Source organism: Paenibacillus sophorae, from assembly GCF_018966525.1.
Taxonomy (GTDB): Bacteria; Bacillota; Bacilli; order Paenibacillales; family Paenibacillaceae; genus Paenibacillus_AQ; species Paenibacillus_AQ sophorae.
Window position 1 is genome coordinate 2832619 of sequence record NZ_CP076607.1, and the last position, 23801, is coordinate 2856419.

The 23801-nt window shown below is 47.5% G+C and carries 21 protein-coding genes, 1 tRNA gene and 1 pseudogene; 15 read left to right on the forward strand and 8 right to left on the reverse strand.

Going from position 1 to position 23801, the window contains the following annotated elements; genetic code table 11:
• Positions 1–25: 25 nt before the first annotated feature.
• Positions 26–571, reverse strand: a complete 546-nt coding sequence (locus KP014_RS13235) for a TetR/AcrR family transcriptional regulator (RefSeq protein ID WP_036593308.1) — start codon at positions 569–571, stop codon at positions 26–28.
• Positions 572–797: 226 nt separating this feature from the next.
• Between KP014_RS13235 and KP014_RS13240 the strand changes: the two genes are divergently transcribed.
• The 11 genes and pseudogenes from KP014_RS13240 (at position 798) to KP014_RS13290 (ending at position 9917) form a co-directional block, all read left to right on the forward strand.
• Entirely contained in the window at positions 798–1772 is a 975-nt protein-coding gene (locus KP014_RS13240; RefSeq protein WP_036593306.1) for an aldo/keto reductase, read from the forward strand.
• Positions 1773–1793: 21 nt separating this feature from the next.
• Complete coding sequence (gene dmpI / locus KP014_RS13245) at positions 1794–1991, forward strand: 4-oxalocrotonate tautomerase DmpI (RefSeq protein ID WP_036593305.1); 198 nt, start codon at positions 1794–1796, stop codon at positions 1989–1991.
• 33 nt (positions 1992–2024) lie between these two features.
• Positions 2025–2558 carry an NAD(P)H-dependent oxidoreductase gene (locus tag KP014_RS13250; RefSeq protein WP_036593303.1) on the forward strand — a complete coding sequence of 178 codons (534 nt, stop codon included), beginning with the start codon at positions 2025–2027 and terminating at the stop codon, positions 2556–2558.
• Between the two features lie 40 nt (positions 2559–2598).
• Complete coding sequence (locus KP014_RS13255; protein ID WP_090834543.1) at positions 2599–3561, forward strand: aldo/keto reductase; 963 nt, start codon at positions 2599–2601, stop codon at positions 3559–3561.
• Between the two features lie 115 nt (positions 3562–3676).
• Positions 3677–4906, forward strand: coding sequence for a multidrug effflux MFS transporter (locus KP014_RS13260; RefSeq protein WP_036593301.1), 1230 nt, complete (start codon positions 3677–3679; stop codon positions 4904–4906).
• 76 nt (positions 4907–4982) lie between these two features.
• Positions 4983–5963: an aldo/keto reductase gene (locus KP014_RS13265; protein ID WP_036593298.1), complete on the forward strand. Its 981-nt coding sequence runs from the start codon at positions 4983–4985 to the stop codon at positions 5961–5963.
• A 109-nt stretch (positions 5964–6072) separates the two neighbouring features.
• Complete coding sequence (locus KP014_RS13270) at positions 6073–6828, forward strand: carboxymuconolactone decarboxylase family protein (protein ID WP_036593297.1); 756 nt, start codon at positions 6073–6075, stop codon at positions 6826–6828.
• Positions 6829–6975: 147 nt separating this feature from the next.
• Positions 6976–7828: pseudogene (locus KP014_RS13275) on the forward strand (aldo/keto reductase).
• 346 nt (positions 7829–8174) lie between these two features.
• Positions 8175–8259, forward strand: a tRNA-Leu gene (locus KP014_RS13280).
• 113 nt (positions 8260–8372) lie between these two features.
• Positions 8373–8705: an ArsR/SmtB family transcription factor gene (locus KP014_RS13285; RefSeq protein ID WP_051499793.1), complete on the forward strand. Its 333-nt coding sequence runs from the start codon at positions 8373–8375 to the stop codon at positions 8703–8705.
• A gap of 99 nt (positions 8706–8804) precedes the next feature.
• Positions 8805–9917 carry an NADH:flavin oxidoreductase gene (locus tag KP014_RS13290; RefSeq protein ID WP_090834544.1) on the forward strand — a complete coding sequence of 371 codons (1113 nt, stop codon included), beginning with the start codon at positions 8805–8807 and terminating at the stop codon, positions 9915–9917.
• Between the two features lie 287 nt (positions 9918–10204).
• Here KP014_RS13290 and KP014_RS13295 read toward each other — a convergent pair whose 3' ends face one another.
• Positions 10205–11395 (reverse strand): MFS transporter, encoded by a 1191-nt coding sequence (locus KP014_RS13295; protein ID WP_425517273.1) that lies wholly within the window; start codon positions 11393–11395, stop codon positions 10205–10207.
• 161 nt (positions 11396–11556) lie between these two features.
• Here KP014_RS13295 and KP014_RS13300 point away from each other — a divergent pair, with 161 nt between their 5' ends.
• Positions 11557–12135, forward strand: coding sequence for a TetR/AcrR family transcriptional regulator (locus tag KP014_RS13300; protein ID WP_036600345.1), 579 nt, complete (start codon positions 11557–11559; stop codon positions 12133–12135).
• 84 nt (positions 12136–12219) lie between these two features.
• Here KP014_RS13300 and KP014_RS13305 read toward each other — a convergent pair whose 3' ends face one another.
• The 3 genes from KP014_RS13305 to KP014_RS13315 form a co-directional block, all read right to left on the reverse strand.
• Positions 12220–14259, reverse strand: coding sequence for a glycoside hydrolase family 97 protein (locus KP014_RS13305; RefSeq protein ID WP_063619522.1), 2040 nt, complete (start codon positions 14257–14259; stop codon positions 12220–12222).
• A 154-nt stretch (positions 14260–14413) separates the two neighbouring features.
• Positions 14414–15376 (reverse strand): aldo/keto reductase, encoded by a 963-nt coding sequence (locus KP014_RS13310; RefSeq protein ID WP_254776482.1) that lies wholly within the window; start codon positions 15374–15376, stop codon positions 14414–14416.
• Positions 15377–15385: 9 nt separating this feature from the next.
• Positions 15386–16207, reverse strand: a complete 822-nt coding sequence (locus KP014_RS13315; RefSeq protein WP_051500427.1) for a glycosyltransferase — start codon at positions 16205–16207, stop codon at positions 15386–15388.
• 181 nt (positions 16208–16388) lie between these two features.
• Between KP014_RS13315 and KP014_RS13320 the strand changes: the two genes are divergently transcribed.
• Positions 16389–16943: a GNAT family N-acetyltransferase gene (locus KP014_RS13320; RefSeq protein WP_216700500.1), complete on the forward strand. Its 555-nt coding sequence runs from the start codon at positions 16389–16391 to the stop codon at positions 16941–16943.
• A 67-nt stretch (positions 16944–17010) separates the two neighbouring features.
• On the opposite strand, the gene KP014_RS13325 is transcribed toward KP014_RS13320, so the two are convergent.
• On the reverse strand, positions 17011–17616 hold the full coding sequence (locus tag KP014_RS13325) for a TetR/AcrR family transcriptional regulator (protein WP_036600341.1): 606 nt from the start codon (positions 17614–17616) through the stop codon (positions 17011–17013).
• Between the two features lie 126 nt (positions 17617–17742).
• Between KP014_RS13325 and KP014_RS13330 the strand changes: the two genes are divergently transcribed.
• Together KP014_RS13330 and KP014_RS13335 are read left to right on the forward strand one after the other, a co-directional pair.
• A complete protein-coding gene (locus KP014_RS13330; protein ID WP_036600338.1) occupies positions 17743–18861 on the forward strand; it encodes an alpha/beta hydrolase family protein in 1119 nt (372 codons plus the stop codon).
• Positions 18862–19113: 252 nt separating this feature from the next.
• Positions 19114–21858 carry a PAS domain-containing hybrid sensor histidine kinase/response regulator gene (locus tag KP014_RS13335; RefSeq protein ID WP_051500426.1) on the forward strand — a complete coding sequence of 915 codons (2745 nt, stop codon included), beginning with the start codon at positions 19114–19116 and terminating at the stop codon, positions 21856–21858.
• A 24-nt stretch (positions 21859–21882) separates the two neighbouring features.
• Here KP014_RS13335 and KP014_RS13340 read toward each other — a convergent pair whose 3' ends face one another.
• Both KP014_RS13340 and KP014_RS13345 read right to left on the reverse strand, forming a co-directional pair.
• Positions 21883–22749, reverse strand: coding sequence for a TIGR03943 family putative permease subunit (locus KP014_RS13340; protein WP_036600335.1), 867 nt, complete (start codon positions 22747–22749; stop codon positions 21883–21885).
• A 50-nt stretch (positions 22750–22799) separates the two neighbouring features.
• Positions 22800–23789 (reverse strand): permease, encoded by a 990-nt coding sequence (locus KP014_RS13345; protein WP_036600333.1) that lies wholly within the window; start codon positions 23787–23789, stop codon positions 22800–22802.
• Positions 23790–23801 lie beyond the last annotated feature (12 nt).

Genomic DNA, 23801 nt, shown 5'->3' on the forward strand with positions numbered 1-23801 from the left:
GATGGAATAGTGTGGAGACGGAGGGTTAAAAATTCCTATCCAACAAGACCCCTGTCTGTTCAGCCATAACACGAGGTGGAAGTGGCATTCCATTCTTAAACCACCATTCCACTGCCCCCACGACAGCTGCCCCAAAGAATTGAAGAATAACCTCTTCACTTAAGCCTTGATTTTTTCCTTCGGTTACATCGACTTCAACCTTATACTCTTGGACGACTAAATCAAGGAATCGACTACGAAAATAAGCTGCACTTTTCGTGTTTAGCATGGTTGAAAAGAACAAATGATTGTCCGCAAAGTATTCGAACCAGACATAATTTCCTTCTTGAAAAGTCATTTCAGATGCAGAATGGCAAAGTTCACGGAGATTGCTTATGTGTTCTTCGATAATCTTATCAAGCAAGTCATATTTATCCATGTAGTGGAGATAAATTGTACCACGATTAACATTTGCCCTGTTAGAAATATCCCGGATTGTAATGTCATCGAAGTTTTTTTCAGCCATCAGTTCAAGAATTGCTTTCTTGATTGCTTCTTGAGATTTGAGTACCCTTCTATCCACTTTATTCATTCTAAAGCCACCCTTCCTAGATAATCGGCAATTATTGATGGTGTGTTGAGTAACGCACACATCGCGAGGTATTGATTATTGCAAGCATGTTGTTTCTGTTTAAAATTATAAACGTTAGCTGATTAAACAATCAATGTTCATTTTGTTTGGAGCTACACCTGATGTACAACAATTATGTCGCCCATTTGAGCATTATTTAAGGAAAGAAAGGGAGGGAAATCCGCAAATGGAATATGTGAAACTTGGGAATACCGGTTTGGATGTATCTCGGATTTGTCTCGGCTGTATGGGCTTCGGCGACGCAGAGAAGGGGCATCATCGTTGGGTGCTTGATGAAGAGCATGCTCGTCCAATCATAAAAAAAGCTTTGGAACTTGGAATCAATTTTTTTGATACTGCGAATGTGTATGCTGACGGAACAAGTGAGGAAATTGTTGGAGCAGCTCTAAAGGATTATGCCAATCGAGATAAGATTGTCCTGGCAACCAAGGTGTATAATCGCATGCATCAAGGACCAAACGGTGCCGGACTTTCCCGTAAAGCGATCATTAGCGAAATTGATAAGAGCCTTAAGAGATTAGGAACCGACTACGTCGATTTGTACCAAATCCATCGATGGGATTATCACACTCCAATTGAAGAAACTATGGAGGCACTTCATGACGTAGTCAAGGCTGGTAAGGCAAGGTACATAGGTGCTTCTGCCATGTGGGCATGGCAGTTTCAGAAGGCGTTACATGTTGCTGAGAAAAATGGATGGACACGATTTGTATCTATGCAGAATCATTTAAATCTCATTTACCGTGAAGAGGAGCGAGAGATGCTGCCGCTTTGTAAGGAAGAAAAAATCGGAGTCATTCCTTACAGCCCGCTCGCGGGAGGAAGATTGGCTCGGGAGGCAACAACCTATCGTGCCGAAACCGATCAAATTGCAAAACAAAAATATGATGCAACAGCAAATGCGGATCAACTGGTGGTAGACCGGGTTGCGAGTCTCGCGGAGAAATATGGCGTTCGCCGCGTTCACATCGCACTTGCGTGGCTTTTTCACAAAGAGCCGGTAACCGCCCCCATCGTCGGTGCTACGAAAATTTCCCATCTCGAAGATGCGGAAGCTGCTCTTTCCATTAAGTTAGCACCTGAAGAAATTACGTTTTTAGAAGAACCGTATGTCCCGCACCGAGTCGTTGGTCATTTTTAAGTAAAAAAGGAGGATAAAATTATGCCTGTGATAACAATTGAAGCAGCTAAATTAACTAATGAGCAAAAAAGAATGTTAGTAAATGAACTTACCGCATCAGCTTCAAATATCATGAACATACCTGAACAAGCATTCTTTGTTTTCGTAAAGGAAAATGAAAGAGAAAATATAGGTGTTGCAGGGCAGCTTTTAGCTGACAGAGATGAAAACACTTTATAAACAACAAATTATTCTTGAAGGAGAGATTTTGCAATGAAAACACTCGTTCTAGTTTTTCACCCTGATTTAACTGCTTCCCGTGTTAATCGACGCTTGACGGAAGAAATGGAGAAGCAAGCGGGCGTTACCGCTCACCGCGTCTATGAGGCTTACCCCGATGAGAAGATCGATGTCGCAGCCGAACAGAGGCTATTGGAGCAGCATGATCGCATCGTTTTGCAATTCCCTTTCTACTGGTACAGTACGCCTTCATTGTTGAAAAAATGGGAGGATGCAGTTCTTACCTATGGTTGGGCTTTTGGAAGCAAAGGAGATAAGCTGCACGGAAAAGAGCTGCTGATTGCCGTTTCTACCGGCGCCGCTAAAGAAAACTATTCGCCAGACGGCAATTTTAAATACACTGTTCCAGAGCTGCTGCGACCTCTTCAGGCAACCAGTAACTTGATTGGCACACGCTATTTGACACCATATGTATTGTACGGTGTAATGCAACACCTGTCAGACGAGGAGCTTGAGGAAAGTGCTAAGGATTACGTGGCTTATGCATTGAACCCTGAACTTGCGTAGCTTGCCGTACGATAACAATCATTTTGAAAGGTGTGAAACAATGAAAAGCGTTAAACTGCAAAATGAAAAAATCCCTTCAATTGCTCTGGGTACCTGGTCATGGGGCACCGGTGAAGCTGGCGGGGATGCTGTTTTCGGGAATTTTCTTACAGCAGCCGACTTAAAGCCGGTTTTTGACGCGGCAATAGATGCTGGATTCAATTTGTGGGATACAGCGGCTGTATATGGGATGGGCGCCTCAGAAACGATTCTGGGGAGCTTTACCAAAGACCGTAATGATGTGCTGATCTCAACGAAATTCACTCCACAAATTGCGGGGGAAAAAGATAACGCTGTGGAGGAACTTTTAGATGGGAGCTTAAAACGACTTGGCGTGGACCATGCGGATATTTATTGGATACACAACCCGGCAGATGTGAAAAGATGGACGCCAAAACTGATTCCTTCAATGAAAAGCGGAAAAGTAAAATATGTAGGTGTCTCCAATCATAATCTGGAAGAAATTAAATTGGCAGCTAGCATCTTGGCGGAAGAAGGTCTGAAAATTTCAGCTGTACAAAACCACTACAGCTTGCTGTACCGTTCATCTGAAGAAGCAGGTATTATTGATTACTGCAAGGAGAATGGTATCGTCTTCTTTTCTTATATGGTATTGGAACAAGGCGCATTAACCGACAAATACAGTGCGCAACATCCTTTTCCGAGCGGCACTAGAAGAGGCGAAGCCTTTAATTCGGACGTGCTCGCCAAGCTGGAAGGATTAATTCACGTAATGAGAGACATCGGCAGCAAGTACAATGTGTCCACTGCACAAATTGCAATCGCTTGGTCCATTGCAAAAGGAACCGTACCCATTATCGGCGTTACGAAAACGACCCATATTGAGGATGCTATAAAAGCGGCCGAGGTCAATCTGACAGCGCAGGAGATCCGTGATCTTGAAGCAGCTGCAAAAGAGACCGGGGTTGAGGTCAGAGGTTCGTGGGAAAAACCGATGCATTAACCTAACAAATAATTGTAAAAAATTAGAATTTCTTTGGGCAAATTGAAGAAGTTTAATGTCATTGAAAATGCGTTAGCTTGAAGACACATTTATTAGTCATAGGAGCTATAGGGAAATGGAATATAAGGCCAAAAGAAATACTCTCGGTTTTGCCCTAATTTTGGCAACATTTTCTGCGTTGGGGCCATTTACCGTCGATATGTATCTTGCATCACTTCCGCAAATAGTCGTTTTTTTTGGAACAGGGGCATCTGCGGTTCAAGCGAGTTTGACCACTAGCCTGTTAGGATTAGGCTTAGGACAGTTGATAATGGGGCCTTTAAGCGACTTTTATGGAAGACGCCGGCCTTTGCTGATTTCCATGCTATTGTATATTCTTTCCTCGATTGGATGCGCTTTTGCTCCAAGCATAGAATGGTTTATTGCTTTAAGATTTGTTCAAGGGGTTGCGGCGTCCGCCGGACTCGTTATTTCGCGCGCTATCGTTCGCGATCGGTTTAGCGGGGTTGAGATGACTAAGTTTATATCGCTCCTAACGATGATTAGCAATGTGGCTCCGTTAATTTCTCCTACGGCTGGAAGTACGGTCGTTTCCTATAGCTCATGGGTAGGTGTATTTATTTTTTTAGGGCTGCTAGGCCTAATATTAACGGGGATGACAACATGGGGATTAAAGGAAAGCTTACCTGTACAGCAACGTGTGCCAAGTAACCTCACGACGTTAATGAGAAACTATAGCAGCTTGTTTCGAGAGCGGTCGTTTATGGGATTTGCCCTCGTCAATGGCATATTGTTCGCAGGTGTATTTGCCTATGTTGCGGGTACTCCGTTTATCTATCAGAACATTTACGGCGTGTCGCCGCAAATGTTTTCGATCCTCTTTGCGTTGAATGGCCTTGCCATTATTTTGGGATCTCAACTCGTCAAACTTCTTGCAGGTCGGGTGACGGAACGTCGTCTATTTTTGATCGGATTAACTATAGCCTTTATATCTTCCGCTGCGATCTTATTTGTAGTGTTGTCACATGGACCATTATCCGCCATGTTTATATTCATCTTCTTATTTGCTGTATCCATTGGGATCATTGGACCCATTTCTTTTACATTAGCGATGGAGTCGCAGGGTCACATCGCAGGGAGCGCTTCAGCAGTGCTCGGCACCCTTCAGTTTGCGCTTGGAGCCGTTACGTCCCCTCTTGTGGGAATCGCGGGCGAAAATTCCGCTATACCTTTTGGAATCATTATTTTTTCGACCAGTCTGTTATCCATCATTACCTATATCGTTCTCGTTAAAGGGGTAAAAAAATTATCTGGCAACAAAAACAGTTTGGAATCCAATACGTAACCAATCGTTGCCGAACTTTAATATATAAAGCGGAGCCCGGCATTATCTAATAAAGTTGGAAATGGAGGTTGGGTAGATGGATTATATTAAACTTGGAAATACTGGACTTGACGTATCTCGTCTCTGCCTTGGATGCATGGGCTTTGGTGTAGCTGAGCGGTGGATGCATCCGTGGGTGCTGAATGAAGAAAACAGCCGACCCATTATTAAAAAGGCATTGGAGCTCGGTATCAATTTTTTCGATACAGCGAATGTATATTCAGACGGTACAAGTGAGGAAATTGTCGGCCGCGCGTTGAAGGATTATGCGAACCGCGATGAAATCGTACTAGCAACAAAGGCTTACTTCAGTATGCACGAAGGTCCAAACGGCAGGGGGCTATCCCGGAAGGCAATCATGAGTGAAATCGATAAGAGTCTCAAGCGCCTGGGTACCGAGTATATCGATCTGTACCAAATTCATAGATGGGATTATGAAACGCCAATCGAAGAAACGATGGAGGCACTGCATGATGTGGTAAGAGCCGGAAAAGCTCGCTACATCGGAGCGTCCGCCATGTTCGCATGGCAGTTTCTAAAGGCGCAGCATGTAGCTGAGAATAATGGCTGGACCCGATTCGTTTCGATGCAGAACCATTATAACCTCATTTACCGTGAAGAAGAGCGTGAAATGATGCCTCTGTGTAAAGCTGAAAAAATCGGCGTGATCCCGTACAGCCCGCTTGCATCGGGACGATTGACACGAGATTGGTCGGAAACGACGTATCGTTCTGAAACAGATCAGGCTCAGAAATCCAAGTATGATGCCACTGCCAATGCCGATCGGGTGATTGTGGAGCGGCTTGCATCCATTGCGAAAGAGTGGGGCGTTCCCCGTGTACAAGTTGCACTTGCCTGGCTGCTGGAAAAAGAACCGGTTACGGCTCCTATAGTAGGTGCCACTAAAATTTCGCATCTCGATGACGCTACAGCAGCTCTTGCGGTAAAGCTCACGACGGAGGAGATGGCCTCGCTGGAAGAGCCGTATATACCTCACCGGGTTGTGGGTGCATTGTAATGTTTATTGAGTATGGCCAAACCAACCTTAGTTACCATCCCCGTCGCAATTTCCGTAATTCTTGCTGCGGTATCATTTAGCCGAAAACAAAACAGGAGGCTTAGCTATTATGAATCGAATTGAAAAGAGCCAAGAAACGTTTAAAAAGCTATTTGGCAATGGAGTGTCAGCGGCATACGCTACCGATCCTGATTTTCAGGACATCCTGAGCCGCTTCATTTTTGGGGAAGTTTTTTATCAAGGTAATCTGGATGATAAGCAACGTGAGCTTATCACTCTGGTGGTGCTTGCAACGAACCAAACGTTGCCTCAGCTCAAGGCACATGCTCATGCCGCGCTGAACGTTAGACTAACACCGGTAGAAATCAAGGAGGCAGTTTACCAATGTGCTCCGTACATTGGATTCCCTAAAACGCTAAATGCCATCGCGGAGATTAATGAAGTTTTCAAAGATAGAAATATAGCATTACCTCTCGAAAGCCAAAACCAAGTTGAAGAAGAGAATCGATTTAATAAAGGGCTTGCCGTGCAGATAGAGATTTTTGGTGATGTAATTGCCAAAATGCGCGAGGGCGCCCCATCCAATCAAAAGCATATACAGGATTATCTTTCCTCTTTTTGCTTTGGGGACTTCTACACCCGTGGCGGACTTGATTTGAAAACGCGGGAGTTGTTGACACTCTGTATCATAAGTGCGTTGGGTGGTGCTGAAGGTCAAGTTAAGGCACATGTGCAAGGCAACAAAAATGTGGGCAATGACAAGGAAACATTGATCGCTGCCATCACCCACTGTCTTCCCTATATGGGCTTCCCAAGAGCACTGAACGCATTAAATTGCGTCAATGAAATTATTCCCGAAAATTAATTCAGTATTGTTGGCATGTTGGATAAAGTAGCTGCTTCCGCCGGGGTATCGGTGTCGGCAGCAGGGCAACTATCTTCTGGGGTATTGGACTCTTGAGTCTGCTGGCCATCTTTGTTGTATGAAATTTTAAAAAAAGGAGGATTTCATATGCAAAATGTTACACTGAACAATGGTGTTGAGATACCGATACTCGGATTTGGGGTTTATCAAATTAATGATACAGATGTATGCGAAGAATCGGTTTATAACGCCCTAATGGAAGGTTATCGCTTGATTGATACCGCTGCTGTCTATGAAAATGAAGAAGCAGTCGGCCTTGCCATCAAGCGGAGTGGCGTGCCTAGAGAGGAGATCTTTGTTACAACAAAGCTTTGGATTCAGGATGCAGGTTATAAGAGTGCAAAGAGAGCATTTCGAAACATCACTGAAAAAACTGCAACTGGATTATCTGGATCTGTATCTCATTCATATGCCGTTTGGAGATGTCCATGATTCATGGCGTGTGATGGAGGAGTTATATCATGAGGGTAAGATCAGGGCAATCGGGGTAAGTAACTTCCTAAATGACCGCCTGATGGATCTAATCGTTCATCATGAAATCGTTCCTGCCGTAAACCAGGTTGAAACGCATGTATTTACACAACAAGTAGAAAATACTCAATTTATGAAGGATCACCATGTTCAGATTGAGTCATGGGGGCCATTTGCTGAAGGGAAAAATAACATCTTCAAAAATGAAATATTGGTATCAATAGCTGAAAAACATCATAAGTCTGCGGCTCAAGTGACTTTACGTTGGTTGACACAAAGAGGAATTGTTGCGATTCCAAAGTCTGTTCATAAGGAAAGGATCGTTGAGAACTTCAACATCTTTGACTTTGAATTAAGTGGGGAAGATATGGAGAAGATTGCTACGTTAGATACCAAAGAGAGCTTAATCCTATCTCTTCACGATCCTGAAAACGTGGAACGGCTCAGCAACATCAAATTTCATGACTAATTTTGGGTAATAACAGCTTTGCTGGTAATTGGTGGGCTTCAGCAGTCCGACGAGAACAGGGCTTTTGATGTTGGGATGATAGGCAAATTGTACGGGAGACGATTTAAGAAAACTTCCATTCACTGTGAAACTATAGTTTACGACTTTTGTGAGTGAAAGAATAAAGGGAAAAGTGCTTTCGGATTTAGGGGACAGCCCTTCGTTGTGTGTCCGGTGGAATCAGTTCTTCATGCTATCATTCCTCAGTGATACCTCTTTGCCGGCTGTTAAAAAAGAGCGAAAAATAGGTTGCTTTTCATCTGGGGAATTCTTAAATATAGCGAATGCAGCTGTATCTACATATTATGCGGTCGTGGCGGAATTGGCAGACGCGCACGGTTCAGGTCCGTGTGGGCTAACCCCCCGTGGAGGTTCGAGTCCTCTCGACCGCATTATACCCTCAAACCAAACTCTTCTGAATAGAAGGGTTTTTCTTTTTATATTTTTCTCATGAGCGGAACTTTTGGTATACTGGGAACAAACCAACCAAGAATGGGTGTCAAGAATGAATAATGAAGATATGCTTGCGGTGCTGAAGGCTCTGTCTAATGAAACCCGTCTCAATATCCTTTGCTGGCTGCGGGAGCCGGAAAAGATGAATGAGAATCTGCCGAGCCTCATTAAAGAAGAGTTCCCGGGCGGTGTCTGCGTGGGAAGCATTCAGGAAAAATCCGGTCTGGCGCAGTCGGTCATCTCCTCGTACCTGTCCTCTATGCAGAAGACCGGACTGCTGGAGTCCCGCCGCTATGGTCAATGGACTTATTATAGACGCAATGAGGAGGCGATCGCCGCTTTTTTGGAGGACTTTGAGGCGGGACTGCAGGCCAAGAAGAAGTAGTTTCAAGAGTTTTCTCCGAAGGGCTTGCATTTTCATTTGTTAATCCATATATTTATAATTATAGATTAATCAACAACCCTACAGTGAGGAGAAAATAAAATGACCATATCCAAATCAGCAGCGGCTCTGTTCAAGCCTTTTGAAGGCGGACGGCTAAATCTTGAAAATCGTATTGTCATGGCGCCAATGACCCGTGGTTTTTCACCGGCAGGCGTTCCAGGTCCCGACGTGGCCGGATATTACCGGCGGAGGGCCGAAAACGGCGTCGGCCTCATCATCACTGAAGGAACAGTCATTAACCATCCGGCTGCGGCTGCTGATCTCGGCGTGCCGCATTTTTACGGGGAGGAAGCTCTGCAAGGATGGGCGCGTGTCGTCCGCGAAGTGCATGAAGCCGGCGGGAAAATCGCTCCGCAGATTTGGCATACCGGTACGGCCCGCGAGAGGGAGAAATTCCCGGAATCGAATGCCGACCCGATCGGGCCGTCTGGCCTCAGCCTGACTGGCGAACCGGTATCCGAGCCGTTGACGGTTGAGGAGATTCACGGTCTCGTGCAGGCATATGCCCAAGCCGCTGCCGACGCGAAGCGCATCGGCTTTGATGCGGTAGAGATACATGGTGCGCACGGCTACCTCATTGACCAGTTCTTCTGGAACTTCACCAACAAGCGTACGGATAAGTATGGCGGCGATCTCGTTGGCCGCACCCGATTCGCGGTGGAGGTTATCGAGGCGGTGCGAGCCGCGGTCGGCCCCGACTTCCCGATTATCTTCCGCTTCTCCCAATGGAAGCCGGTTGACTACGGCGTCAAACTGGCAGCGAATCCAGAGGAGTTGGAGCGCTTCCTCACACCGCTGTCTGAGGCAGGCGTCGATATCTTCCATGCCTCCACGCGCCGATTCTGGGAGCCCGAGTTCGAGGGCTCAGATCTTAACCTGGCGGGCTGGACGCAGAAGCTGACAGGCAAGCCGACTATTACCGTCGGTTCGGTCGGCCTGGACTCGGACTTCACCAGCCTGTTCGAGGAGGGTAAGGGCGGGCAGGCTGCCAGCATCGACAATCTGATCGAGCGTCTGGAGCGCGGGGAGTTCGACCTCGTCGCCGTCGGTCGCGCGCTGCTGAGCGATCCGGCCTGGGCGGCCAAGATCCGCGACGATCGCACCGAAGAGCTGGAGCCGTTCACGCGGGAGGCTCTTGCCACGCTGATCTGACTTCATGCCGAGTGCCGGGGGGCAAGACCCTGCGAAACTCCAAGGCCATTTCGGATTCAGTCCGAAATGGCCTTTTGTACGCTTGACAGCGCATCATGCTAACGGGATTGGGTCCTCTCAGCCGCATCGCTTTTATTACATCAGGTTTCTGATTTGCTCATGCGGATTGGAAGCCTGTTTTTATATGCTTTAAAGGTTCAAACTTATTGCCCATGACCTGGGCCGAAGAACTCTTTTGAACTGTAAGAGAAATGTTGACCACGTCCGGGGAAATCTGGATCAAATATTTAATCTCTTTTTTCCGTAAGAAAGTAAAGTAAAGCTAGAACCGGCAGGACAATTCCTATCAGGGATGTTAAGTTCCAGCCGCCGTGGGCATAAGACCAGCCGCCTAAAGACGATCCAATTGCTCCGCCCACAAAGAAAATGGACATGAACAGTCCGTTTAGACGCCCCCGCGCTTCACTCCCCAATGAATAAATCGCACGCTGTCCAAGCACAAGATTTCCCGAAACTGCCATGTCCAGCGTGATAGCGGCAACAACGAGCAGTCCTAAAGCTGTTGTTGAATTGCCTTGAAAAAGGTATGCCAGCAAAAAAGACAAGGCGGCGATGATCATCGCCAGTCCGGTCAAAAGTCGGGTCCAGCCTTTGTCCGCCAGTCTTCCGGCAATCGGTGCTGCTACTGCGCCACCAACACCGGCTAAAGCAAACCATGCAATGCCCTGCTGGGATAATCCGAAATCATCCGCCAAGCGTAAAGGAGCCGTAGTCCAAAAAAGACTAAAGGCACTGAATAGGCAGGCTTGATAAATACCCCTGCGGCGTAATACAGGAGTTTGTTTTAATAGAGCACCCAATGAAACGATTAATTCGCCATAATTCATCGTAGGTGAAGGCTTGCGCTCAGGAAGAATGCGCGACAACAGAAGCGATAAAAGAGCTATAATAACCGCCGACAATGCAAATACTGCGTGCCATCCCCAAAGGCTGGCTATAAAGCTTGCTACCGGCCGGGCTAACATGATTCCGAGCAAGAGTCCGCTCATCACGTTCCCAACCACACGTCCTCGCTGTTCTTCAGACGATAAATAGGTAGCATAAGGTACCAGTATTTGGGCCACCACTGATCCGAGTCCAATGAATAGGGACGCAGTGAGGAACAATAACGCATTAGGTGTGAATGTTGCCGCAATCAAAGCACATACAACAACAAGTAGCGATAAGACCGCAAGACGCCGATTTTCAATAATGTCACTAAGCGGTACGATAAACAGCAGCCCTACGACATAACCGATTTGAGTTAAAGTGACAATTAATCCTGCTGCGTCGGAAGAAAGACCCGTAGCGGCGCTGATCGGTCCTACCAGTGTTTGAGCATAATACAGATTGGCGACGATAAGGCCGCATGCGGATGCTAACAGCAACGTGATCCAACTCGAAATACGTTTACCCTCCATTACTTGTTCTGTTTGCATAATAATCCTCCTCGTAAAATAAATACTGAACGTATAGTTCGCTAATTCATGTCTTTATAATATACTGAACGTACAGTTTTGTAAATAGTCAGTTTTTATTTTTTCTTTTGCCGGATATTATGTATAATGAACGTATAGTTTTTTATTTGGAGGGGATTTCCGTGAATAACAAAAGAGGGCGCCCGCGTAACACTGAAACTGAAAAGTCCATCCTTGCAGCCTCATATGACTTGTTGTTGGAGAATGGCTTTGGAGCGGTCACTGTTGAGAAAATTGCTGAGCGTGCCGGGGTGAGTAAAGCCACCATTTATAAATGGTGGCCCAATAAGGCTGCTGTTGTTATGGATGGCTTCCTTTCTGCCGCCGCAGCAAGACTGCCGCTGCCCGACACTGGCTCAGTATTCAATAATCTACTCATACACGCCACTAATTTAACCCGATTCTTGACAAGCCGGGAAGGTAAAATCATAACGGAGATAATAGGTGAAGGGCAGTTCGATTCAGGGCTGGCAGAGGCATACCGGATTAGATATTTCTATCCGCGCCGGCTTGAGGCGAGACATCTATTGGAACAGGGGGTTCAGCGGGGGGAATTAAAGAGAGATCTCGATATCGAATTAAGCATTGACCTGATTTATGGACCGATTTTCTATAGATTGTTAGTAGTCGGTGAAAAGTTGGACGATACTTATGTGCAAAATTTAGTAACCGCTGCGTTTGAAGGAATTAAAACAGACTGAATAGGCGGTGGCTGTACTTTGCAAAGTATAATCGGCCCGAGCGGTACGCTGTGTTTGATATGCCAAAGTAAAAACGCCTGAAGCTCAGGCGCTTGTAAAGGAAGTTCTTTCAACCGGGAGGGACTTGATTTCGTCTGCGGAAGACGGCCGTATGCGAATAGCCTGCCCGCCTCCCGGGGCGAGCTTCAATTGCAAGGTTGTGCTTCTGTCGACAAGTACCTTGGATATGGTCATGGGATAAGGATTGATCCTCCAGTCGGCATAGGGGCCATCGGCATAGATTTCAGCCACATACATTTTGCCCGGATCAAGAAAAGCGAGCGGTGCTGCAAGCGTGCGTCCGTGCTCATCGGTAATGCTGCCCAGATACCATTCCTCGCTGTTTCTGTCTTTGCGGACAATCGTAACATAATCTGCGATCTCTCCACCCAGCACCTTGGTATCCTGCCAATCGGTAGGAACATCCAGAATAAATTGAAAAGCCGCGCGCTGCTGTTCGTAATTTTCCGGCAGGTCTGCAGCCATTTGCAGAGGGCTGTACAGAACCACATAAAGCGCCAACTGTTTGGCTAGCGTCCCCCGCACTCTGTTGCCCGGTCTGTATTCCTTATAAATAAGCTTTACAATCCCTGGCGTATAATCGAAGGGACCGGCAAGCATTCGGGTAAAAGGAATGATGGTGGTGTGGTCTGGAGGGTTCCCGACATATTCAGCGGAGGCATCGAACTCTTGTCCGCGAGCGCCTTCACGGGTCATCATATTCGGATAGGTCCGTCTTTCACCCGTATCTTTAACCGGCTCATGGGCGATCAGGCTGATCTGATACCTAGCCGCGGTTTCGATTACTTTTCGATGATGATCCACGTTATATTGACCGCCAAGCCACTCCATACTTATCAGATTCCCTCTGTCATCAAAGCGCTTAAGCGCAGGGTCAGGGGAGACATAGCCTGTTTTTACAACGTCTATCCCCAGTTTTTTATATAAAGCAAACGCCTCTTCCATTTGACGCTCCAGATTCTGAATAGCTCCGGCCGTTTCCATGTGGCCCATAATTTTCACACCCTTGCTGGCGGCATACGAAGTGACTTCCACAAGGTCATAATCCGGATAAGGGGTTGTAAAACTGAAGTTTTCGCCATGCTTGGTCCAATCGTTGTCCCATCCGATATTCCAGCCCTCAATGAGCACCATCGGAATGCCGTATTTGGCGGCAAAATCAATGTACCTTTTGGCATTCTCGGTCGTTGCGCCATGTCTGGGGCCAGAGCCCCATGTGTATAAGCCAAGATGCATGCCCCACCATATGCCGATATACTTGCCCGGTTTTACCCACGACACATCTCCCAGCCTGTTCGGTTCATTGAGATTAAGAATCAAGTAGGATGTAATCAAATCCCCGGGTTTTTCCGCGATCTGGATCGTTCGCCAAGGAGTTTTTAAGGGAGTGGAGCCTTTGACTTTAACACCGTCGGACCAAGGAATCAGGTCGATGGCAAGTGTGTTATTCTGTGTGGGCATTAGGGTCATGGAGGAATAGTTGGATAAATCGGCTTCGTGAATGCTTATGTACAATCCATCAGCCATTTTCATTGTTAAAGGGGTATGGACGGCACGATAAGGAATGGAATGAAGGGGAGTCACATTGTACAGGAGTTCGGTATACAGTTTCTGATAGGCGGGCATCCACCAGGCGTGATCCACATCGGTCAGGGCAAATTCCGTATCTTCGCTCTTGATTTCAAAATGGGAGAGATTGTCCTGCTCAGGCAGCTCGTAACGAAAGCCCAGGCCGTCATTGTATACGCGAAAAATGATCGACATTCGGCGCGGAGACGGGGTTGTCTCTTCAAGCTCCACGCGGAGTTCATTGTAATGATTGCGTATTTCCTTGACTTCTCCCCAAGGCTGTGTCCACGTCTCATCGAAGCTGTCATACTTGCCGCTGGCGACTCTGAAATTCCGGTTAAGCGGCTTGGCATGTTCAAATGTGAGGCCGAGCTTCGAATGTCTGATAAGGGGGGTATGGCAATAGTTCACACTATAATACGGAATGCCGTTCCTAAGAAAAAGTTCCGCCTGAATGTTGCCATCGGGTGAAAATACAACCCACCTGCTTGTCATGTTATGCTCCGCCTCCTCACATCGATTCCATTACATCATCTTATGAGGGCTTTAGCTTGGCATATCCCTGGAAATATGCTCTGTGAGCAAAGCTGCTGCGGAAAAAGGATGTGAGGAAGCAGGCACGAAAATAGGCTTCAGACGGTGGGCGAAGCTACCATTGTTCCAGGTTAAGCCACAGCCGTTCCTCATCAGTCAAACCTAAATCCAGCGCTATGAAGCTGGAGATTAATTGATCGACGCACTCAGGGCCAATGACCGCACAAACAGGAAAGGGCTGGTTTAACACATAAGCTAACGCAATGTGATTTGCCGTAATGCCCTTTCCCTTGTGAGCGGCCAATCTGCTGGCACGGTTTAACCGTTCCCAGTTATCATCGCTGTAATATACCCGGACCATGTCCTCGCTCACGCGAACGCCGGGGGAGTAGCGCCCCGAGAAGAAACCGCCCGCTTGAGACGACCACGCGAATAATGGAAGCTGCGTTTGCTTGTGCCAGTCATGATAAGCTTGATCTACATACACCGTTCCAGGCCAACGCGGCTCATTGATTGCGGCCAGGCTTAATGAAGGACTATTGACTACCAGGCGTTTATAGCCCTTTTTGTCCGCATATCGATTCGCCTCGTCTATTCTTTGAACCGACCAATTGGAGGCGCCAACAGCTTTAATTAGACCGGAGTCTATATGCTCCTGAAGAAAATCCATAATCTCGTGCACCGGAACAGAAGGGTCGTCACGGTGAAGCAAGTAAATATCAATATAATCGGTCTGAAGTCTCTCCAAACTGCGCTCCAGATCCTCTGCAATAGCATGAGGGGTCAGTCTGTTTACAATGGCTTGCCCGGCATCCACATGATAATGGCCGCCCTTGTCGATGATGATGACATTTTGCCGGCACTGTCTCGATGTTAACCACTGGCCGACCGCCAGCTCGCTTTCGCCATCTCCGTAGACATTCGCCGTATCGATTGTGTTTCCACCGCGCAGGGCATAAGCGTCAAGCATTTCAAAAACGGCATCCAAACGCTTCCGGGAAAAATCGGCTGTCCCTATAACCAATTGTGAACATGACTTGTCAAGACCTTGAACGGGTATATATTTAATTGCGACCACCTCCCGTCTTCATTCCCACTTCTGCAGCTGGTGATTATACTGAAACAGGCCGTCTCGGTTCAGCCGCTTCTTTAACTTCGCATCTCCCATCCAGATCAGCCGGTCGAATTGAAGGGTAATAAATTCCTTTATCCCGGGTTTGGTTCCAATGGAACGCATTTCGGCGAAATACGCTTCAAGGTTCTCGGAAAGCTGGCCCTTGTGAAACCGAAATCCTCCCAAATAAGCATCGACGATCTTCAGCTCAGTGACCTCCGAGAATCGCCGCCACAAATAATAATCTCCGGCATACTTGAACGTCGGCCAAAAATCATAATCAATTAACTTATTCAGTTTCCTGCTCCAAAACGTAGATTCCTGCTGTAGAAAGGGGAGCTTCATGCCGTAATACCCGCAGCCAAGCAGGTTTTTTCTGTATTTAAAAGGCAGAAAGGACGAAACAAACTGTGAACGGTCATTGTAGCTGACATTCAATCCTGTAAGCCACTTTACCGGTTTCGTTTCGAACAGATCCAGAACAACATCGAAAGCGTGCCTGGAGTAATAATCCCCGGCATTAAGATAAGCGCAAATGTCGCCAGTCGCGAGCTGGAAGCCTTTGGATAAAGCATGATACATCCCCGCATCAGGCTCGGATATGATCTTTATGAATCCGCTGTTTACACTATTTATCAGTTCAATCGTTCGATCCGTTGAGCCGCCATCACAGATGATATATTCCAATTCAACTCGTCCCGAGTCCACGGCCGTCTGCGTAATTACCGATTGAACGGTCTCCATAATATACTTTTCAGCATTATAGCAAGGCGTTACAATAGATATTTTGTCCAATGTTCTCCCCCTGCGCTTCCTTGAGTTAAATTGATAATTCAGGTTATGAAAAGTATGAAAAATGTGTGCATGTGGTATCTGGATTTCCAAATATTTGATAGAATTAGACAAACTAGGAAACACAAGAAGAGAACCATGAGTCGTCGTTGATAAAAATATGATTTTAAAAGGGGGGAGAGACTTGCGTGTTGGAACTCAAATCATTGAAACGGATAGGCTTACGTTAAGGCCATTTGTTTTGCAGGATGCCGGCAGTATGCATAAAAACTGGATTAGCGACCAGGAAGTACAGTGGAACTACGGTGAACCAGCTTATGAAGATGTCGACTCGGTAAAAGAATTGCTGCAGCAATGGATTGCATCCTACTCTCGAAGCGAGTTTTACAGGTGGGCTATTATCCTTAGAGACGATGAGGAGTGCATTGCACAAATTGCCTTTTGCAGCGTTGATGAACAGCATCATTTTGCAGATATTGAGTACTGCATCGGAAAGTCATACCAGAACAAAGGATACGCCAGCGAGGCGTTGGCAGCGGTAATCGAGTTTACATTTAAGCAAACCGGGTTAAACAGGCTTCAAGCTTTTCATCGGGGCAGAAATGTCCCTTCGGCAAAGGTTTTGCAAAAAGCTCAAATGAAGTATGAAGGAACTTTAAGACAGAGCTTCTACTACAGCGATACGGATGAATACGATGATAGAGTGTATTATGGCATTACAAAAAAGGATCTTTTTTGACCCTACTTAGCAGCTGAAATTCAGCGGGTTTATGAAATTGCTACCGCAGCAGTTTTGTAAACCTTTTTTAGTGTAAATTTTTGTTAAAAATCTGGTTATAAAAGCCGATACCCTTTTCTGTTAAGTTAAAATACAGGATGCCCCAGACAATATTTAAAAGCTCCTCATGTTGTTCTGTTTCCCCCAGTGAAGTTTGTTGTATCCACGACATCATCAATAATACAATTCCTTTTGCCAAACACGCATGGAGCTCTTTATTTGGGGATGCCCTGAATATTTCTTTTTTCTCAAAATTCTCAATAATTCTGATGAAATGCAGCGTAAGCTCTTCTCTTATTTTTAATTGGAATTCTAATATTTCATGATAGGTTTTGCGCAATTCAATCATATTGCCAAAATAGAAATAGTATTTCTTTTGAAAGTCAAGCATCATTTTCAATTGCTCATTTAAACCCTCTATGTCAACCTCCGTTTGCAAATCCAAGGATTGTAAATCTTCATATTGGAGTTCAACGATAGCAAAGATTAAATCGGATTTTTTTTTGTAATGGTAGGTTATATTCCCCACACTCTTATTGGCTGCATCGGCAATATCACGCATCGAGACGGTGGCATATCCATTTTTATTAAATAATTCTATGGCCTTATCCAAAATCACTTTTTTGGTAGTCATGAGATCCCTCCGAAAATAAAAATTTCCATAGCAGCATACCATACTTGACGGATTAGTACAATCGTGCTAATATCAAAATGCAATTTAGTACAAACGTACTAACGTTGATGCGGGGGAGGGAGAGCAATGGTTCATTTAACTTTAAAGGAGAAATTTGCATTTAAGTTTATTTTTAGTGAGGGCAGGGTTTATCACCGATGGTATGGAAGATTTTTATCCTTCGGAATAGATTATGGGAGATTGAGAAGAGTAGTGGCAAGGGTGCATAACTGGCTGAATTGGTGCGGGCAATGGACTAAAGAAGGCGATGCGCTTGTTAAAATGGCTGAGGAAGCATTAGATAAAGGAAATAGTGTGAAGGCACGGGCATTGTTCCATGAAGCCGTCGGCTGCTACCATGCCGGTCAGCACGTGTTTTTTATTGACAGCAGTCAAAAGGAAAAAACACAGGAAAAAGCCAGAAAAAGCTATCAAAGAGCAATAAGCCTATACAATGAAAAGGAAAGGCCCATACGCATTGATGTGCCTTTTAACGGTGTGAAAATTCCGGGATATTTGAGGCTTTCGACAGTGCCCGACAGCCCGCTTATTATATTTGTAAACGGGATGGATAACATTAAAGAGGCTGAAGGGAACTCACAGGGAAATTTATTTAAACAGAATGGGTTTAACTATTTTACATTCGACGGGCCAGGTCAAGGCGAACTGTGGAAAGATATGAAATTCGATGTAAAAGAATATCATAAAGCAGTAACGGCGATCATCGACTGGTTCGAACAGCATCAGATCTACGGAATGGACATGGGAAGAATCGGCCTTATAGGTTTCAGCTTGGGTGGATATCTGGCGCCGATGTGTGCGGCATATGATAAGCGGGTAAAATGTGTGGTTGGGAATAGCGGACTTGTATTTATCGGCGGATTAGAAGGGCTGAAGAAGCTTAATCCATTATGGCAGCGGGGCGTCACATATATGACCGGATGTGAGACGCTTGAACAGGCGGTAGCTCAATTTGACTGGGATATTGAGCGTGATCCCGGCTTAAATGTACCTTTGCTATTCTATCATGCAGGGAAGGATGAGGTTATGCCTTCACCCAAGCTCCACGCAGATAAGGTGATGAGATGGGCGAAGGGAGAAAAGACGCTGCAATACTATGAGCAGGCTGAACACTGTACAATGGACTACCTGGATGAGGTTTATCCAGAAATTATAGATTGGTTTAAGAAAAAACTTAAAGAGTGATAGGGATGAGATAGGGGAATGATTCTTTTGTCAGCATATTTGACTTGTTGACATGAATGATGCATCCGCCGGGGAAGAATTCTTTCCCGGCGGTTTGTTTTTGTTAAAATGCCAAGCTGCATTGGAGCTACAATCCCGCCTATCCGCTTCTTTTTTTGCGGCAAGCGCTTAGATTATTTTTTCGAAACCCGCTATACTTGAATCTATAGAGCTTTAATAAATTGTTACATGCTTGCTGAGGAGGGCTCCTTTGTGTCCGATTTAATATTTGAGCAGATCTATCTTCGTTCATCCAGCGGAATTGCCATGATTTCCCTGCAGGATGGAACGATGATTCGCTGCAATCCGGCTCTCTGCCGAATGTTCGGCTATACCGAGCAAGAACTGATGGCATTTCGTTATGGCGAGCTTGTGATGCCTGGTGAAGTTTGCACCTCTGATCCCTCCTCCATTCTTACATTTATGCTGGCCCAGCCCGGTGAGGAATGTTACAAAGAAAAACGGTTCACCCGCAAAGACGGCGGGCTGCTGTGGGCGAAGCTTCATCTGATATTGATTCGGGAACAACCGGAAGACGAGCCTCATTGTCTGGTTATCGAAATGACCGATATCACCAATCGCAAGCAGGCCGAAGAGAAGCTGCGGGACAGCGAGCGGAACTATCGCCTGATCTCCGAGAATTCGCTGGACTTTATCTCGCGAAACGCGGTCGACGGATTTGCCACTTATCTGTACGCCTCGTCGATCTGCCTGCCGATGTACGGCTATACTCCGGAAGAGATGACCGGCACCCGGGCGCTTGATTATATCCATCCCGATGATTTGGGCATGGTAAAGAATTACCTGAAAGACTGCATAAGGGGCAAGGAGAATCTTCCGATTCTGTTCCGCTTTCTGCGTAAGGACGGAACCTATATGTGGACTGAGACAACGATCCGCCACGTGTATTCCGAAGATAAGCAGGACTATGAGATTATCGCGGTCTCGCGGGATGCCGGGGGCCGCAAACAGTATGAAATGAGGCTGGAGGAGAGCCAGACCCGGTACAAATCTCTGTTCGAGTATAATCCTTCCGCCATCAGCGTCATGGATTTGCTCGGCCGGACTCTGTCTGTGAATTCAAGCATGGAATATATGACCGGCTATGCCCGCTCCGATCTTCTCATGTCCCATTTCACCGAGGTGATTGATTCGGATGAATTGGACTATGTGAGCGAACGTTACCGGCGCGCTGCCGAAGGCATTGCCCAGACCTTTGAGAGCCGAATCGTTCACCGGGACGGTCATATCGTGGAGGCCAGCATGATTTTCGTGCCCATACTGGTGGATGGCGATGTTGTAGGTGTGTTCAGCATTACAAGCGACATTACGGAACATAAGCGCCATCTCAATCAAATCGAAAAGCTGAGCTACGAGCATGCGCTGATCCTGAACTCGGTATCCGAGGGAATATTCGGCATCGATATAGAAGGCCGGACGATGTTCATTAACCCGGCGGCAGCCGATCTGCTCGGATACGGACCGGGGGAGTGGACGGGCCGCAGCCATGAAGATCCGATTCAGCTGATGCGGCTGAGCGGCGAATATGCGGGCGAACAAATGAGCCTGCTTCGAATGTTCTCGGAGAGCGGAATGCACGACGAGCGGGAGGGCGTCTTCTGGCGGCAGGACGGTTCGAGCTTCCTGGTCAATTACCGCATGTCTCCGCTGTATGACAAGGGGGTAAGAAAGGGAACCGTCGTCGTATTCCGGGACATTACGGAAGAGAAGGAGATCAGGCGGGCCAAAGAATCCGCCGAGCAGGCGGACCGCGCCAAATCTGAGTTTCTGGCGATTATTAGCCATGAACTGCGCACGCCGATGAACGGCATAATCGGTATGACGGATCTGCTCAAGGATACGGAGCTTAACGAGGAGCAGCGCGGATATGCCGAGATCATCAGCCAGAGCGGCGAATCGCTGCTGCACATTCTGAACGAGGTGCTCGATTTCAGCAAAATCGAAGCGGGCATGATGACCCTCGAACTGAAAGAGGTGGACTTGCGAAGTGTGCTGCAGGGCGTAAGTGATCTGTTCTATCCAAAGGTGGCGGATAAAAGACTAAATCTCAGCTACGACATTGATCCGGATCTCCCGGATATGCTGATCACCGACGAGGCCAGACTGCGGCAGATTCTTGTGAATCTGGTGGGCAACGCCGTTAAGTTCACGAATAGCGGCAGCATTGACATTGAAGTGAAGCTGGGCGCGGTCCGGAATCCTTCCCGGATCATCGTGCTGTTCACGGTAAAAGATACCGGTATAGGCATTCCTGAGGACAGACAGGGACAGTTGTTCCAGTCCTTTACGCAGCTTCATCCATCCATTAACCGAAAATACGGCGGAACGGGCCTTGGGCTTGCAATCAGTAAAAAACTGGCCGAGCTTCTCGGAGGCACGATCGGTGTGGACAGCCGGGAAGGCGAGGGTTCGTCTTTCTACTTTACGGTGGAAGCCGTACTTCCGGGCGGAGCGGCGCCCTCCGAAGCGGAGGCGGAGGCGGAAACGGCGGGTGAATCGCTTGGACCGGAATCATATGCCGAAGGCCGGTACGGTCCCTTATCCATCCTGATCGCTGAAGATCATCCGGTCAACCGTTATTTGATGAAGACCTTTTTGCAGAAACGGGGATATTATCCGGATATCGCGGAGGACGGTGAACAGGCTGTACGGGCCGCGCACTTAAAAGACTATGATCTAATATTCATGGATATCCAGATGCCGTTAATGGACGGCCTTGAAGCGACCGCTCTGATCAGGGAAAAGCACGGCCCCCGCCCAATCATTATCGCGGTAACGGCTTTCGCCAGAAAAGAAGACAGGGAGATGTGCATCAAAGCGGGAATGCAGGATTTCATTTCCAAGCCGATCCAAGGGGATGATCTGGACAGGGTGCTGAAGCAGTGGGGGCCGGGGAGCGCATTAACCGGCAAAACAATGGTGAGCGAGAGCGATTGAGACAGATGATCCGTCTGAATTCCGCTATTTCGCCGCAGTCTGCAGTTGGTTCCATTCCTCTACGGAATCAGGGCTGGTATATACGTATGGAGTGGAAGATTGCTCCACCGGCGTCACGGAATCCGCGTCTATTTGCAGCGTTTCCTTGCCCTTGTAAACAACAACTTGAAGCTTGCCCCGAACCTTGATCCAGGTATCCGCGGGCAGGCTTTTTTGCTGCTTCGCATCTACTAGAATACCGAGCGGTGTTGCATCCGCGGTGCAGCACTGCACAAGAAAACGGCTTACCACGAAGCGGCCACCCATGGAGCCGGTATTCTCGTGGTACAAAAAGCCGTTGACTACGACCTCTTTTCCCTTGAAATCATGCTTGAACATATCGAGCGTTCCCAAGGTTTCTGAAAATATTTGCGGATATACAGGAATGACCGGCTGGGTGTACAGCTTCTTCGCCAAGGCCGCGAACTCCGCGGCGAATGGATCTTTGGTCTGGAACCGGGAGGATTCTTTGGCCGCAAGCGAAGTGTAGTTTAACGACATTCCCTTATGGGCTGCGGCGGCGCTCCCGAGCGCGCGGTTCGGCAGAGCGAATCCGAGCAGCAGAGGGAGCAGGAAGACGCCGTACATCGCGGCGCTCCCGGCACGTGAACGCGGAAGCTGATGGCCGCAGCCGCATATAGCGCTTTTTCCGCCGAACAAGGCCTGGATAGCCAGGCTGAGCGCCATTAATGAGAGCGGAACCGGGCAGAGCCTGACCCAGACCGCGAGCCTTGGCGTGACATAATAGTGGAGCGCATCATGCCGTGCCAGGTGTTCGATATAGACGGCGAATGCCAGCAGAACGGCCGCCCGGAATATGTAATGGCGTTTGACGCTGCCGGAACTATACATAATACGTCTCCTCCTAAAAGTTTTGCGGAGCATAGGGTAAGTTATGCGGATCACAGCCATCCGGACAGCAGAATCGCGCCGGTAAACACAGTGGAAGCAATCAGAAAGAACAAATAGAGCGCAAACCTTGTCTTGAACAGCGACATCAGCATCATGGCATTTTTGAAGTCGAGCATCGGACCGAGTACCATAAATGCCAGCAGCGATCCGGATGGGAATGAATGTGCAAATGACGAGGCTACGAAGGCGTCGGAGGTGGAACAGAGCGACAGGATGAAGGCGAAGCCCATCATGAAGAGATAAGAGCCAAGCGGTCTGCCGCCGATGGAAGCAAGGCTGCTCTGAACGACGAATGTCTGGATGAGGGAAGTAAGCAGACAGCCGAATATCAAATATTTTCCCATTTCAAAAAAATCATCCGCAGCATGCGTGAACACGGCCGCGAGCTTGCCACCGTTCAATCCTTCATGATGCAGTTCTTCATCGCCGCGCTGCATCGATAGACGGAGCGGCGAGCGCTTGACGGTGGTGTAAACGATAAGCCCGATGATAAGTGAAACGGCGAAGGCAAGGCCCATCCGGGCGTAAGCCAGGCCGGGGTGACTGCGGAAGGCGGTCAGTGTGGCGCTGAAGACGATCGGATTAAGGATGGGGCCCGACAAGATGAACGCAATCCCGACATGAAGCGGCATTCCTTTGCGGAGCAGCCGCCGGACGAGAGGAATCATCCCGCATTCGCAGATGGGGAAGATAACGCCCAGAAGACAGGCGAACAGCAGCGCCGGAAGCACCCGCCGCGGAATCCAGCGGGTAATTGTCTCATCGGGGACGAAGACGCCGATCACCGAGGACAGCAGCGCACCGGCCAGAACGAAAGGAAGAGCCTCCAGCAAAACGCCGATAAAGCCCGTCTTGAACGTATAGAGATAAGCGCTGTCCAGCAGCTCGCGGTGCTGCGGAAACCAAAGAACGACGGGGATGATCAGAAAAGCCGCAGGCAGGAGCAGCGGCAGCATTTTGAATGGCGAAAAGGAGGTCATGCGGCTTCCCCT